Here is a 14052-nt window from a genome sequence, read left to right as displayed (position 1 = left end):
TTTATCTTCATGGCTGACTTCAGCGGCACCTAAATAACGTATTTTCCATTTTTCATTCCCTCTTCATATGCTTCTCTATGAAGTGCTTGCTCAGGAATTTCCCCTATTTCTACATGTCCTCCCGGAATGTTATATCCCCGCCTTTTTGGATCAACCAGGAGAATATTCCCTTTGTTGAAACAATCACCATGAACACTAGTCGCATTTTTATAATCATGCAACTAACTTAAACATCCAAATTAGCTTTAGGTTGTGACCGCTCCAATTCAGATAGATTGCGTTTTCTAAATAAATTCGATCCTTTCCCACTTTTTTGATTTACACTTTTAAAGAATGTGGGTGACTGTTCGAGGCTAAAAACACGAAATATTCAGTCACTTATTATTTTAGGAATTTTTCAAATAAATATCAAGAATCTCCACCAATTTAACGCTGCGCAGGCCAAATGCTATAATTAAAGCACAAATCAACCATTTTGTGTTTTAAATGCGTTTATGAATAAGTTATATGGGGTAAAGATTAATAATTTTATAAGTTTTCCCCTAAATTTGTCACTATACAGTGACATTTTTTTTGCGACAGAGAAGTTATACATTCGATAATTTATGACATTTTGCCCAGTTTATCTGGGGTGTCACAGGGAATTCAAACTGTAAGTATTCTGCCCCGCTGTCAGTCAATATACTCGGAATGACTTTTTTAATAGGAGGTTCATAATGAGTAGTAGATTCGATTGTTTAATAGATAAAGACCTTATGGAAGCCTATCGAAAATCTTTACAGTTAGCCAATAAAAATGATGCAGTTTTTTACGCATTTATAAAGATGCTGGAACAAGAAATGGATAAGAGGGGAATAAATTATTAAATAATATGAGAACGTTACAAGTAATACATAGATAGTGAATACAGCAGCTGTAAATGTAAGTCTATCATACTTATCATATCATTGGTCATGCCTGCTAGTTTTAAAGTTCAGAGCAGAGAAGTTCTCACTATATTTTCCCTCTTATTCATTTACATCTAGAAGTAATTCTCAATTTCACTTCCAAAAAGCAAATCGATCTCTGCAGCTCCATTCTTATGCGTCCAAAGTTGTAGCATCAAAATTAGAGTATGTAAATAGAATGACATCCAAGTTACGATGGTAAATAATTTATTTGCATTACAAAGATAGTAGATTATTTCTTTCATATATTTGTAGGTTCGTATAAATGGATAATAGTTTCGGTGCAAGGATTTCGTGCTTATTTGCTAATGTTAGAAGATACCCGTGGATGTGTTCTGCTTCAGTCGAGAGCCCTTTTTCCATATCCCGTAACATGGATGATTTCATCTTATATCCCATGGACTGGATCTTTTTGATTTGCTCTTCTTCTACTCCTATCTGGATTGGGGCTCCCGCGGCACGCATTATTGTACCAATTTCGTCAACTAAATCCTTTATGAAAGCGTCACCGGACTGCTCCTCACGAATGGGGCCTATGGAAGAGCGGAACATTGTAGTTACACCTGAAAACACTGAGATGAACATATACTTGTTCCACATTTCCTGAATGATGTTATTACTTTTTCTTATCGTCGCGTTGGTTCCGGACAAAAGATCTTCAAGATGTGTAATTCTTTCAGAATCTTCTTTATACAATTCCCCAAAGACCATTTCATGAATAGGACTGCTTTGTATAATACTTCCATTTTCATCTAACGTAGTTTCTATAAAGCACAGTCCTCCCAATATTTGATTTTCAGAAAACTCCTCCTTCAATGTTTGTATGTGCTCAATTCCATTTAGCAATGGCAATATCATAGTATCACGGTGTACATATCGTTTTATATCTGAAAGCGTTGTTTGCAGATGATAAGATTTAACGCTTAATATAATAACGTCAAAGGGTTGTGCAAATTCTCCTGACTTTAAGGTTTTTACTTCAGTTTTAAACTCACCATGCACACTTTTAATAGATAATCCATCGTTCTTTAACTGTTTCTCCCTGTTTTCCCTAACAAGGAAAGTTACATTTTTATTTTTCTCTACTAATCGACCACCGAAATAACCGCCTATTGCGCCTGCTCCAACGACTAAAATCCTCATCGTAATTCCTTCTCTCTTTTCTTGATATTTTAATTTGCTGCTTGTTCATCATGTTTCCTTGCTATTATGGCTTCTTATAGCTGATTCAAAGTTAAACATTTTGTCAGTGACTGTAAGAATACGAAATCTCTTACCATTATAATCCAAACGATAAAAATTTGGTTATCCTTTTTCCCGGCTAAATTAAACAGATTTTGTATTGGATATGAATTTTCTTTATATAATACTTAATTAAAATTTACATCATGCTGCTCCATATTTAGCTTCGTCTTTAAAGATGCCAGTTTCGCTGGGAAACACTTAGAGTGTGAGCTGCAGTGTCTTCAATAAAAAGCCGTCCTTTATAAAGGACGGCTTTATCTGATCATTTTATTAATTTTGAGGGAGTCCGTTTATAATTTGAGTCAATGCCGCGTTAATAGGTGTAACTGGGCGCCCCAGAAGTTTTTCAAAGTCATTGCTCTCAATCTCAAGTGTCCCTTCCCGAATGTCTTTCTGGATATCCACCAGCATTGGAATAAGGAAATCTGGTAAGCCGGCACCTTTCATAATTTCGGCGTAAACAGCATCATCTACCTGCTGTACGGGTACTTCTTTATTCAATACAGTGCTGAGCGCAGAAACAAGTGCTTCCTGACTTAATAACTTACCGGAAAGCTCGTAGATTGTGTTATCATGTCCATTGCCAGCCAGCACCGCTGCCGCTGCCTCCGCATAATCTTGCTGAAGTGCCCAGCCAACTTTGCCATTACCTGCTGACGTTATCCATGGAGCTCCTGCCAGGACACCTTGAATACTTGGGATTTCATTTTCCAAGTACCAGTTATTACGTAAGAAAGAGTAAGGTATGCCTGTTTTCAATATGGCTTCTTCTGTCGCCTTATGAACCGGAGCAAGAAAGTTTTTACTTTTCTTTGCGTTCGCTATACTTGTATATGCAATAAATTTAACTCCAGCACGTTCAGCCGCAGCCACCGCATTGTTATGCTGCCTTATTCTTGTGTCGTTATCGCCATCTGCAGAAATGATTAATAAGCGATCGATACCTGCGAACGCGGTATTCAGCGATTCCGGATCGTCAAAATTCCCCTGGCGGATTTCTACACCGCGTGCCCGTAATCCTTCTGCTTTTTCCGGCTTACGCACACTTACAGCAATTTGATTTGCCGGTAAAGTATTCAATAAAGTTTCTACAATTTTTGCACCTAATTTTCCTGTCGCTCCCGTAACTAGTATTTTCATATGCTATTCCCCCGATAAAAATTTTTGACGGCCATCAACTTGTAACTATATTGATTACTTGTAATAATATTAGTTACAACTAATTTTGTCAATGTATAAATTTCTATGATATAGTATAGCCAAACTTTGGAGTATAATAAGGTTTGTAACTATTTTAATTACAGTTGGGAAGATTTAGGTAAGCACGCAAGGAAGGTGATCATTAATGTCCATAAGCAGCCGATTTGCTGTAGGAATTCATATATTAACTCTTATCGAGTTCAATAAAGACAAAGCCAGTTCTTCTGAATTTTTAGCAGAAAGTGTAAATACAAATCCTGTCCTTATCCGAAGAATTATAGGAATGTTAAAAAAGGCTGGGCTGGTAGAAGTACGCCCAGGCATTGCCGGGACGAAGCTTGCCAGGAAATTATCAGAAATTACATTGCTCGACGTATATAAAGCAGTAAATGTAGTACAGGACAATGAATTGTTTAGCGTTCACGAAAATCCAAATCCAAAATGTCCAGTAGGCAGAAACATTCAGGATACAATTATACCGGTACTGTCGACTGCCCAATCAGCAATGGAAAAGGTGCTTGGAAATGTTACAATAGAAGATATTGTGAAAGATATCGTGGAAAAAGAAAATGTAACCTAAATAATTTTACAGGCATTCTTGTATATAGAATGTCTTTTTATATTTGGATAATAATCTGTCCCACATCTTAAGGCTTGGGTCCAAAAGTCCTTTTCATATTTTTGCGATAAAGCTTCATTAAAACAGTAAACTTACCTATGCTTATATTAAAAAAACCGACCTTATCATTAAATAAGGTCGGTTGTAATTTTGTTGCAATTAATTCTCTTAGATTTCAGTTATTCCCTGAATTTTCAATACTATGTCTTTACCACCTAAAGTTCAACTTGATTTTGCAGGTTTTATCAGTATTCGCTTTTAATCTTATACCTATCGGAATACGAAATATTTATACCGCTGACCATCTTGCGTTATTGAATAACCTTTTTAGTCTCCATCAACAATTTCCTTTAAGATTCTATAAGACCGCTTTTGCTTATCAGGATCGAAGATGTAGGAAACAGCCATGAGTTCATCTACATTGTATTTCTCCTGAAAATTTGTTAGTTGTGCTTTTACTGTATCTTTACTGCCCATAAGAGTCACACTGGACATTGAGGAAGCCATAGCTTTCTCCTGCTGGCTCCATAGGTGATCCATGCTTTCCACTGGAGGCTGTAAGGGTGATTGTGAACCCCGGACAACATTTAGGAAAAATTGCTGCATCGTTGTGGATTCTGTTATCGCTTCCTCATCAGTTTCAGCTGCTATGACATTTACACAAACCATCATATAAGGAGAATCCAGATATTGAGATGGCTGGAATCTTGAGCGATAAATTGAAATAGCTTCCTCCATATACCTAGGCGCAAAATGTGACGCAAATACATAAGGGAGTCCTAATTTGGCCGCCAAATAGGCTGAATCTGTGGATGATCCCAGGATATAAATAGGAATATTTGTCCCAACACCCGGATAAGCTTTGACATAACCTTGTTTATCTGTTGGCCCAAAGTATGTAAGCAAGGAGTTGACATCATCAGGAAATGTATAAACTGAATCATTCTGTGACCGTCTTAACGCACTTGCTGTCATCATATCGGTACCAGGTGCCCTGCCCAACCCTAAGTCCAATCGGTTTGGATAAATGGTAGCCATAGTTCCGAATTGTTCTGCCACTACTAATGGAGAATGATTGGGCAGCATAACACCACCAGATCCAACCCGTATGGTTTTCGTATGTTCCAATGTATGCTTAATTAAAATAGATGTAGCCGAGCTTACAAGTGTCGGCGTATTATGGTGTTCTGCTATCCAGTACCGCTTAAATCCCATTTCCTCCGTAGCTTGGGCTAAATCAACCATTGAAGCAATGGCATCTTTAGGTTCCTGCCCTTGACGAATAGGCGCAAGATTTAAGACAGAAACCGGTATATTAATATTTGTCATTTTTTTGTTCCTTTCTACAATCATATATCATAATAGTATCAATTACAGGGAGAGAAGCAAATTGATACGCTTAATAAAGCAGTTTATCGTTGTCTGGCTTCCTTTGGCTTTTTGCTGTAACTAAAAAAGTTGTCCGGCCAGCTATATGAAATTTTTAAACGTGCTGTATCTTTTCCCCTTTTGTCCGTAATAGCACATAACATATTAATAAACGCCAGCCGTCCGGCTTTAACGGTATGATTTAATAAACACCTTCATATCGAGGATTATGAGGACAGAGATAAAAAGTAAGCAGCTTTTTACCCGTTAAAAAGACATAAGGTTTGCAAAAGAATAGGCAGCAATGTCTATGGTCGTGTATATGTTTCTTGCTGTCCATGGCGAATGCCATATACAGTCCATTCATTCCCATTTGCCCAAGACCCGCATGCGTAATATTAATACAGTGTCGGACACCCTGTGTATTTCTCAATAGCTTCTATGTATGTTTTAATTCCTCTATTGTATCTTGTTCTAAAATTTGAATAATAATAAGGATGTGCCAATGCTTGTGCAATAAGAATCTGTGGATTGATCAAATTCTGTACCTGCATGCGGTTAATTGTCTTTTCTACCTGTTTGCTCAATGGAATAATAGTTTTTGGTTTAACTATTTCCATTTCTTTAATAAATCCATTTGTAAATTGTGTTTGCAGATGGTTTGGCAACCTATAGTAATTATAATTACGCCCTTCTTTTGAAAACCCGAACCAAGATATATTAGTAAGGTATACCTTATTAAAAAATACCCCATACCCCAACTTATTAATAATGGAAAATATAAATGTAGCACTCAACTCTGAATCAGCAGTATCGATTCCAGGTAATAAATATGATAAAGAAGCGAAATCTATGAATGGAACACCAGTTTTTCCTGCACCCAATCTGCCAGGATTGATACCGCACAATACGATTCGTTCCCTTTCCTCTTTATAATATGCTGAATAAAATTTATGTACTAGATTCACTTTCTTCACAAAGCCTGTTAAAAGGCTGACCCCCTCTAATTTCAGCTCTTCTACTATCCAGCTATTTTCTCGCGCTAAGGAATTGTAAAAATTCATATGAAGGTCAATTATGGCATGCATATAGACACCTGCCTTATCAAAGTATCATTGATCATTACACACATAGCCGATATCCTTCCAAAGCATTTCTATTTATTCAATCTCCTATGAACGATTATAGAAAGTGCATTTCAATTGAATTAGAAATTTTTTTCATTTACTATATCAAACAGAGGACTGGAAATAGTTTCTAAATTCCTGATAAAGGCAAGAAAGGGGATATAAGCATGTACGATATAGCAATTATTGGTGCTGGCCCTGCTGGTTCAAGTGCTGCACTCTTTGCCGCAAAGGCTGGAAAGAAGACCTTGGTTGTAGACAGTGACAAAAGCATGACTAAACGAGCTTGGGTGGATAATCACTATGGGGTTGAAGGAATATCGGGGCCTGATTTGCTGGAAATCGGCAGGAAACAGGCAACTAAATTTGGTGCTGAGTGGATTACAAATATGGTTACTGAGATTACAAATGAAGAAAATCACTTCACAATCGAAACGGAAAACGGATCATTTGAGGCTCAGCAAATCATTTTAGCAACAGGAGTATCTACCAATCTTTCAGAAAAACTAGATCTTAAAACGAAAGATGGAACTGAACCTCGGATAAAGACTGTATTTGATGTTGATGCACAAGGTAAAACTAGTGTACCAGGTATTTGGGCAGCTGGAACGGCCGCTGGGGTAAGTGTACATACAATCATTACTGCTGGCGACGGAGCGAAAGTAGCCATCAATGTGATAAGCGAATTAAATGGACAACGGTATGTTGATCATGACCTTCTTAGGTCGTAAAGCATTCGTCTGTGATGCATTTATCCTCGTGTGTCTTTTTCCGTATTCACTTGACGCTTAACCTAAAGACCAATGCCATGTCTCTCGTCGGTATGCAGGAATTGTCGAAATTATTCTAGTATTTCGGAGTTGCGAACAAGCGTTCTTTGTGATACTATTAAGTCAGAAAAGAGAACAAGACCCAATCTACTTTTAAACCGATCAAGTAATGATATATCGAGTTAAATCTATACCGCAGGTTGTATCGCTAAGCCTAAACGTAAGGTTGTATTAGCGAGCCTAGCAGGTCTCTAACTCGAGGTTTAATCTATAGTATTCATGTGTTTCGGTGTGTTGGCATACAGCACACTTATTATTTTGCCAAAAAAGAAGCGAGGGAAATGGATTACTATTTTCCCTCGCTTCTTTCACTGAGTTACGAATTCCTTTACAGCCTCTTCAGGAATCGCACCTGTAATTCGATCAACTTCCTGGCCATCTCTCAACAGGACCATTGTCGGAATACTCATAATGCCAAACTGACGTGCCAAATTCGGTGATTGATCCACGTCTACACTATAAAATTCTAGATCCCCTGATAATTGTTCAGCCACACTGCTTACAACTGGACCCAGTTGTTTACATCCCGGTCACCAATCAGCCGTAAACTTTAAAATAACCGGCTTTGCAGATTCGGTAATGATTCTATCGAATTCCATTTCCTTCATTTCTCTTAACATGATATTACCTCCTTTACGATTGGCCGCATTATACCCTTGGTTGATCAACTACAATCCTTACAAAAGTTAGTCACATCCATCCATATCACACGCCATCCCTTTTGTTATTTCAAGTTTCTGCTGCAGAATCTCCTCTTCAATCACTTGTTCCAACGTTTCCTGAGTATACAATCCAGGCAGTACACTGTCCCCGATTATAAAAGTTGGCACAGCGGTAATGTTAGCTTCTTCATATGCATGCTGCAGTGCCTTCTGATGGAATTCCCTGTATTTACGAGTTTCCAAAGCATTTCTATAAGCTTGTCCATCTAAACCTACTTCAGCAGCCAGCTCTGTAAGGATGCTGATATCCCCTATATCCTTTTCTTCCTGGAAAAAAGCCTGCAGTATGCGAATGTTGTATTCGTTTGCTTTGCCATTTTCTTTTGCAAATTGAAATCCTTCAAATGCAAGATGGGTGTATGGCTGTGGTGAGACTCTTGGCAGCACAATTTTCACTCCAAAACGTTCTGCGGTTGGATACACATTACTTTTCCAGCTATTTTGAAGATAATCGCCCTCGGGCCTTAGTGTCGGATTTGGAAATGGACGCAATTCAAATGGCATCCATTCTACTTCCACATCTTTTCCTTCAATTGCTTTTTGAAGCGGAGCCTCCGCTATGAAACAATAAGGTCAAACATAATCGGAATATACTTTTATTTTCAAACTCATTTCCTGCTCCTCCTGTGGTGTTGGATGTTTCCTTATTATATGCCGAATAGCAGGCCGCATAAAACAGGTTTGCTTGAAACTCTTAATAAATTTGGGCAGCCCTGTATTTTTGTGGGAAGCGGTCCCTTATTTTTTAAAAGAAGTTTAGTCCGATTAGCAGAGGCCATAATAATTATTTCAGTTAATGCTGGAGTATAGATTTTACATTTAGGAATAATGTGAATCTTTAACGGCTAGTGTTTTTTCGTATCAATTATTATACTTTACTAAAAAAGGACTCATACAAATGATCAGTCCCCTCTCTTCTACTTCACAGAAACCTCTTTCTTTACATTTAGCAGTTTAAAGAACTCCCTCATAAATCCCGGAAGATCAGGCCATGCATGTCCAGATACGATATTTGCGTCAACATGAAGCATCTCTTCTACATATGTAGCACCAGCTGCTTCAACTTCTGGCCTGCAAGCAGTGTATGCAGTCATTTCTCTTCCTTTTATATATTCTCTAACAGTTGTCAAGACCAACTGGCCATGACATATTACTCCAAGCGGTTTTTCTTCTTGCAGGAAGTGGGCTGCAATTTCCTGAACTTTTGGATTCATCCGTATATATTCAGGTGCGCGACCTCCCGGAATAATTAACCCATCAAAGTCAGCAGGGTCGATTTCATCGACGGATGCATGGGATTCTATTTTATATGCCCATTTTTCAGTAAAGGTTTCCATTTCAGGAAGAAAATCATGAACTACTGTTTGAAGCTTCTTTTTAACAGGAGAGGCAATTGTACAATTAATCTCCTCTTCAATACAGCGATAATACGGATAAAATACTTCCAAAGCTTCGACTGCATCACCTGTAACAATCAATACGTTTTTACTCATGAATATCACCATTCCTTTTTAAGAATTTGTATATCAAAAATGCATGATGCATTTTCGAAAACCTTATTGCTTTAGTGGAACTGCCGTATTATTCGACGGCAAATCATAACGGACCTCTAGCAGGCCTCTGCAATAATGAGTATTATATTCCATATTCATCCTGGTGAATTTTGCACCTTGCAGGTACACTTTGAAACCCTCAATGGTAAGCGGTTTTTCTTCCGGAGTAGTAAATGCTAATGGAGTGGAGTGATGTAAAGAATCTCTTTTGTAAAGATACTTTTCCCGAAGCAAATCTCCCTCCAGAGAAAGTTCGAGTTCCTTTAATTCTGTAAGAGGCAATTTCATGATTTCCGATTCACTTAAACCGTTTCGAATCAGATGCTTAATTAATTCTTCTTGTCTGGCAAAAAACCCTTTAATCAGGAACGTTCTGCGTAATTCTTCAAGGTCTCCGTCAGAAAGACCGTTGAATGATTCGCTGAAACGCTTGCCTTCGGAAGTTCCCTTGTTTATTTCCTCAGAAGCACAGTGGTCTTTCAGATTCACCTTCACCTTTTTTACCCAATCAATCTTTGAAACGAAGGTCCTGATATCCTCAGCCATAATGTAGGCAAAATTGGGTGAGCACCAATAAGTGGGCAATCTAAAGAACACTTCCACTTCTTCATCCTTGATATTTATATGGTCTATAAAGCCCAATTCTGTCAATGGTTGATCAAGTTCAGGGTCATACACTTTATCCAGCATCATAAAAACCTGTTCTTCCTTATTCATATTCAGCCGCGCAGCCTCCCTTTTCCGGTATATACAAGCCTGCTATTGTAATTGAATTAAACTTCTAGTACCGCCAGCTTGGAATCCTGCAATCTTGCTTTTTGTTCTTCTATATTAATGTTATATAACCTCGCAGCATTTTCACCCAAAATCTTGCGCTTTACATTAATATCCAAGTTAGCTCCTGTTTCCTGCTGGATATCCTCAGGAAGCTCAAAATTGACAAATTTTTCGATAAGCCACTTTGGCTCCCAAATTGCGTAATCGCTTCCAAATAGAATCCGATCCTCATCTAACCAATACAATAGCTCACTGATAATTTCTGCAAAATAGCGCGGTCGAGTATGGATTAACGGAATAGCTACAGCGAGTCCTCCGTATACATTTTTCTCTTGTGTTGCAATCCAGCAGAAATCCTCCAGTCTAGGTAATCCTACGTGCTCCACTATGAAATTCAAATCTGGAAAACAGCTTGCAGCATCATCTATATCAGCTACGTCAAACGCATCTCTATTAAGCGGGGTTATGGTTGGCCCTTTATGTACATGAATATTTTTTATTCCCAGTTCTAGGCATTTTTCCAGATAGCGTTTTGACCATTCATCAGAGAGCTTATACCCTTTCGATTCTTTATACCAATCTGCAGTATAAAGTTTGACACCTTGCCACTTATACTTCTCTTTATTTTCTTCCAGTTTCTCAAGTCCCTCTTTTCCATGCCGCGGATCAAATGTCCCATTGCATATAAAACGATTAGGGTATTGCTGGGCAAGTGCCTCATTGGCGTCAAAATCTCCGAAACCATTTTTATAGAACTCTTTCAGGTAAACTGGCTGGAAAATGGCCATATCCGCATATCCCTTTACAAGAACATCATTGACCAGAGTTTCCGGAGAATACTTTAAAAACTTTTCCTTTGGCCATACGTTTTCCCGGGGGCTTAAATTTTTGTGGTAGTCATAGAAACAGCTGATGAACTGGTCTCCATGAATATTTAATTGATTTGCCTTGCTTCCATCCCATAGTGCAATATGTGCATCAATTACGAAGATTTCTTCGCCTTGTGCGGTTTTGTACATAACATCCCCTCTTTTCCCAATGTTTTTTCAATCTTTCTAGCAAAAGAAATTATTATGAATTATCTCTCTTGTTGAAAAATTAATTAGGGGGGTGCAATGCTGAGGTGGAATTTCTACATTGATTATAGTAAAGATATTCCCAGTTTGATATGAATATTTATCTAAAAAATCTGACAAAATCTTCGATAGGTAAACGATATGTTACGGCTTTTATAAATAAAAGCTGGATAGGTTCTATATCCTGTCCAGCTGGTAAATACTTTATTTTTTCGTTTATTAAAAAGCCTCCAAAACTGTCCTTTGTTTTTTGTCTAACTTTAGTGCAACAATAAGAAATGAAAAAGCAGCAGCGAACCTTGCGACAGAGACTATGACCATCGCTGAATTAATACCCATCCCATTTAGTAGAACGACTCCGATTTGAGGAGCAATAAACCCGACGATAGCCAGGATGAAGTTGTAATTCGCAATATAATTTGTTCGAGTTTCGTCAGGAGTTGCACTTAACAGTTGGTTGAATAACAATAAATTTGTGCCAGCTACAAATATGCCGATCCAGATATTTATTAGTGTTATATAGACTAAATTTGTAGAGAGGATGGTTAGAACTGGAGCAGTTGCCATACCTGCAGCAGCCACGAACAACAGCATGCTATTCCCCCAGCGATCGGCGAATTTTGCCCACCACTTGATGCTGACAATCTGGGCCAATTGATTTGAAACAGAAAACAAACTGAACCAGATTGCGGTAGCATGAGCCTCTTTAATATGATATATACTGAATATGGACCACCCCATTTGGGCTGAAACATTATATACTAGAGCACAAATCAAGAAAGCTACATAAGGTCTATGCTGAAATACAGCAATGGAGACGTTTTTCTTTTCAGCTGGCTCTGTCCAGGATTTGTGGATAACGGGTTCTTCATGCCTCCTAAGATACACAACTTCCATTACGGCAAAAAGGAAACCTGCAGCAAAAAGAATTTGATAAGGAAACGGGTTTGCTTTGTTGAAAAGACTTAGGAATACACCTGTAGAAAAAGTTACTGCTAATGCAGCGATGGTATTGTATTTATTTCTGGAACTGAAAAATTTCCCGCGTCTTTCCTCAGGCACCAAATCCCCTATCATGGACTGCCAGGATAGGTTGGATAATGCGCCCGGAAAATTTAAAATGGCTATTAAGAAAACAAGAATCCAGGCAGCATATCCAGTTTGAAAGAACATTGGGATAAATAGTATTAACATGAATAAAAATCTAGTGGCAAAGGTAGAGGCAACAGCAAAATTCTTTTTGCTTTTGGATTTATTTAACCATATGGCACCTGGAATCAACGCCAGCATGCCGATGATGGAAGGCAATGAAGTAATCAGACCCATTTGATTATTGGAAGCTCCAAGGACAGTCATTGCAAACAAAGGAATATATCCATTGACCATATTAACCGAAACAGTAGAGGCAACACCGTTATAGATGCTTAACTTTTCATTTTTTGTAAAACCCAATTAATGTCTTTCTCCTTTATTAATAATATTTTGTCATTAATTTTCTTTGACTTGAGCAAACCATGGCCCAGAAATTCCACGAGCCGAATTGCATTGTATAATGGCGCTTCTCCTATGACAAGAGTCCTTATAAAAAACACTCCTTTTGGCATACCTTCTCAATTAAGAACAAAAGTCATTTAGGCAGACATATTAAGAATAGAATAATATTGCATGGTTTTTCTAACGCTATTATGCACAAAGCCCCTTTTGTTACAATCTCGTTCTAAATAACTAATTTTGCTGCAAGTAATTCTGTTAACAAAAATATTTTTTAGTCTTATGCTATACTTTATAAATAACTTAACAGAATCAGGTGAATATTTAATGTACGTAGGAGCACTGCCAGAACACATTTCACTTCTTGCTGCTTTGGATAGTATCGGCGAAAACGTGATCATAGCTGATGAAAGCTATAATGTAGCCTGGATGAATTCCAGCGCCGCTTCCCTTTTTCAAAAAATCGCACCCCTATATGGATATTCAAAAGTGCATGAACTAATCGGATTGAATATGGGCAAATTTCATAAAAACCCATCCTATCAAGAAAATATAATGGGTAAACTCTCCAGATACCATCGGGCCCGGATTAATATTAAGGACCGTTTTTTAGCCGATATTGTTATTACCCCTATAAAAGATACAAATGAAAAAGTGGTTGGATATGTAGTTATGCTTATGGATGTCACGAGCAAGGCGGAAGAGGAAAAGAAAAAAGACCGGCTAATAAGCACATTATCTGTACCAATTTTAAACATTTGGAAGAAAACTATTGCGGTTCCTCTTATCGGGGAGTTTGATATCGAACGAGCAAATAAATCTCTAACTTCTATCGTTACAGAGTGTGCCTCTGCTCATATTGAATATGCCTTAGTGGATGTAAGCGGTATTGCTACATATGACGACATAGTAGGTAATCATATCCAGTCATTATATAATACACTGTTGCTTATCGGCACTAATTGCATTATCGTTGGAATTACAGCTGAGTTAGCTATGTCTATACAGAGCCTAAGTATTAAAATTCCAACGTTTGGAACAGCCTATGCGGGACTTCAATACATAATAAGCCAGCAACAACAATAGAGCCGACAAAG

General features: G+C 37.9%; 15 protein-coding genes. 4 read left to right on the top strand and 11 right to left on the bottom strand.

The features are described from left to right. Nucleotides 1-29: 29 nt before the first annotated feature. Entirely contained in the window at nt 30-221 is a 192-nt protein-coding gene (locus V1500_RS10940) for an NUDIX hydrolase (protein ID WP_409305574.1), read from the bottom strand. A 495-nt stretch (nt 222-716) separates the two neighbouring features. Between V1500_RS10940 and V1500_RS10935 the strand changes: the two genes are divergently transcribed. Further along, on the top strand, nt 717-866 hold the full coding sequence (locus V1500_RS10935; protein ID WP_409305573.1) for a hypothetical protein: 150 nt from the start codon (nt 717-719) through the stop codon (nt 864-866). Between the two features lie 297 nt (nt 867-1163). Here V1500_RS10935 and V1500_RS10930 read toward each other — a convergent pair whose 3' ends face one another. Further along, on the bottom strand, nt 1164-2090 hold the full coding sequence (locus V1500_RS10930; protein ID WP_409305572.1) for a ketopantoate reductase family protein: 927 nt from the start codon (nt 2088-2090) through the stop codon (nt 1164-1166). 372 nt (nt 2091-2462) lie between these two features. After that, nucleotides 2463-3332, bottom strand: coding sequence for an SDR family oxidoreductase (locus V1500_RS10925; protein WP_409305571.1), 870 nt, complete (start codon nt 3330-3332; stop codon nt 2463-2465). A 205-nt stretch (nt 3333-3537) separates the two neighbouring features. Here V1500_RS10925 and V1500_RS10920 point away from each other — a divergent pair, with 205 nt between their 5' ends. Continuing rightward, nucleotides 3538-3972 (top strand): Rrf2 family transcriptional regulator, encoded by a 435-nt coding sequence (locus tag V1500_RS10920; protein ID WP_409305570.1) that lies wholly within the window; start codon nt 3538-3540, stop codon nt 3970-3972. A gap of 366 nt (nt 3973-4338) precedes the next feature. On the opposite strand, the gene V1500_RS10915 is transcribed toward V1500_RS10920, so the two are convergent. Both V1500_RS10915 and V1500_RS10910 read right to left on the bottom strand, forming a co-directional pair. After that, nucleotides 4339-5340, bottom strand: coding sequence for an LLM class flavin-dependent oxidoreductase (locus V1500_RS10915; protein ID WP_409305569.1), 1002 nt, complete (start codon nt 5338-5340; stop codon nt 4339-4341). A gap of 437 nt (nt 5341-5777) precedes the next feature. Further along, the gene (locus V1500_RS10910) at nt 5778-6467 is read right to left on the bottom strand and encodes a uracil-DNA glycosylase family protein (protein WP_409305568.1); all 690 of its coding nucleotides are present in this window, start codon (nt 6465-6467) and stop codon (nt 5778-5780) included. A 206-nt stretch (nt 6468-6673) separates the two neighbouring features. Here V1500_RS10910 and V1500_RS10905 point away from each other — a divergent pair, with 206 nt between their 5' ends. Further along, complete coding sequence (locus V1500_RS10905; protein WP_409305567.1) at nt 6674-7237, top strand: FAD-dependent oxidoreductase; 564 nt, start codon at nt 6674-6676, stop codon at nt 7235-7237. A 407-nt stretch (nt 7238-7644) separates the two neighbouring features. Here the strand turns inward: V1500_RS10905 and V1500_RS10900 are convergent, their stop codons facing one another. The 6 genes from V1500_RS10900 to V1500_RS10875 all read right to left on the bottom strand — a co-directional run bounded on the left by V1500_RS10900 (nt 7645) and on the right by V1500_RS10875 (nt 12916). Next, on the bottom strand, nt 7645-7830 hold the full coding sequence (locus V1500_RS10900; protein ID WP_409305566.1) for a thioredoxin family protein: 186 nt from the start codon (nt 7828-7830) through the stop codon (nt 7645-7647). A gap of 192 nt (nt 7831-8022) precedes the next feature. Continuing rightward, entirely contained in the window at nt 8023-8670 is a 648-nt protein-coding gene (locus V1500_RS10895) for a DsbA family protein (RefSeq protein WP_409305565.1), read from the bottom strand. Nucleotides 8671-8975: 305 nt separating this feature from the next. Continuing rightward, the gene (locus tag V1500_RS10890) at nt 8976-9551 is read right to left on the bottom strand and encodes a DJ-1/PfpI family protein (RefSeq protein WP_409305564.1); all 576 of its coding nucleotides are present in this window, start codon (nt 9549-9551) and stop codon (nt 8976-8978) included. Nucleotides 9552-9614: 63 nt separating this feature from the next. After that, nucleotides 9615-10328: an iron-sulfur cluster assembly protein gene (locus V1500_RS10885; RefSeq protein ID WP_409305563.1), complete on the bottom strand. Its 714-nt coding sequence runs from the start codon at nt 10326-10328 to the stop codon at nt 9615-9617. Nucleotides 10329-10384: 56 nt separating this feature from the next. Next, on the bottom strand, nt 10385-11407 hold the full coding sequence (locus V1500_RS10880) for an amidohydrolase family protein (protein WP_409305562.1): 1023 nt from the start codon (nt 11405-11407) through the stop codon (nt 10385-10387). A gap of 276 nt (nt 11408-11683) precedes the next feature. Then, nucleotides 11684-12916 carry an MFS transporter gene (locus V1500_RS10875; RefSeq protein WP_409305561.1) on the bottom strand — a complete coding sequence of 411 codons (1233 nt, stop codon included), beginning with the start codon at nt 12914-12916 and terminating at the stop codon, nt 11684-11686. Between the two features lie 366 nt (nt 12917-13282). Between V1500_RS10875 and V1500_RS10870 the strand changes: the two genes are divergently transcribed. Continuing rightward, on the top strand, nt 13283-14041 hold the full coding sequence (locus tag V1500_RS10870; protein WP_409305560.1) for an RsbR, positive regulator of sigma-B: 759 nt from the start codon (nt 13283-13285) through the stop codon (nt 14039-14041). Nucleotides 14042-14052: the final 11 nt, after the last annotated feature.

It is taken from the genome of Peribacillus sedimenti, from assembly GCF_046237635.1.
Lineage (GTDB): Bacteria > Bacillota > Bacilli > Bacillales > DSM-1321 > Peribacillus > Peribacillus sedimenti.
Note: the sequence above shows the minus strand (reverse complement) of the source record. Positions and strands in the feature narration are given on the sequence as shown.

Coding starts and splice junctions, on each gene's coding strand:
- V1500_RS10885 (WP_409305563.1), bottom strand. CDS start 10,328: ATGAATAAGGAAGAACAGGTTTTTATGATGCTGGATAAAGTGTATGAC.
- V1500_RS10925 (WP_409305571.1), bottom strand. CDS start 3,332: ATGAAAATACTAGTTACGGGAGCGACAGGAAAATTAGGTGCAAAAATT.
- V1500_RS10890 (WP_409305564.1), bottom strand. CDS start 9,551: ATGAGTAAAAACGTATTGATTGTTACAGGTGATGCAGTCGAAGCTTTG.
- V1500_RS10870 (WP_409305560.1), top strand. CDS start 13,283: ATGTACGTAGGAGCACTGCCAGAACACATTTCACTTCTTGCTGCTTTG.
- V1500_RS10935 (WP_409305573.1), top strand. CDS start 717: ATGAGTAGTAGATTCGATTGTTTAATAGATAAAGACCTTATGGAAGCC.
- V1500_RS10920 (WP_409305570.1), top strand. CDS start 3,538: ATGTCCATAAGCAGCCGATTTGCTGTAGGAATTCATATATTAACTCTT.
- V1500_RS10910 (WP_409305568.1), bottom strand. CDS start 6,467: ATGCATGCCATAATTGACCTTCATATGAATTTTTACAATTCCTTAGCG.
- V1500_RS10905 (WP_409305567.1), top strand. CDS start 6,674: ATGTACGATATAGCAATTATTGGTGCTGGCCCTGCTGGTTCAAGTGCT.
- V1500_RS10880 (WP_409305562.1), bottom strand. CDS start 11,407: ATGTACAAAACCGCACAAGGCGAAGAAATCTTCGTAATTGATGCACAT.
- V1500_RS10915 (WP_409305569.1), bottom strand. CDS start 5,340: ATGACAAATATTAATATACCGGTTTCTGTCTTAAATCTTGCGCCTATT.
- V1500_RS10930 (WP_409305572.1), bottom strand. CDS start 2,090: ATGAGGATTTTAGTCGTTGGAGCAGGCGCAATAGGCGGTTATTTCGGT.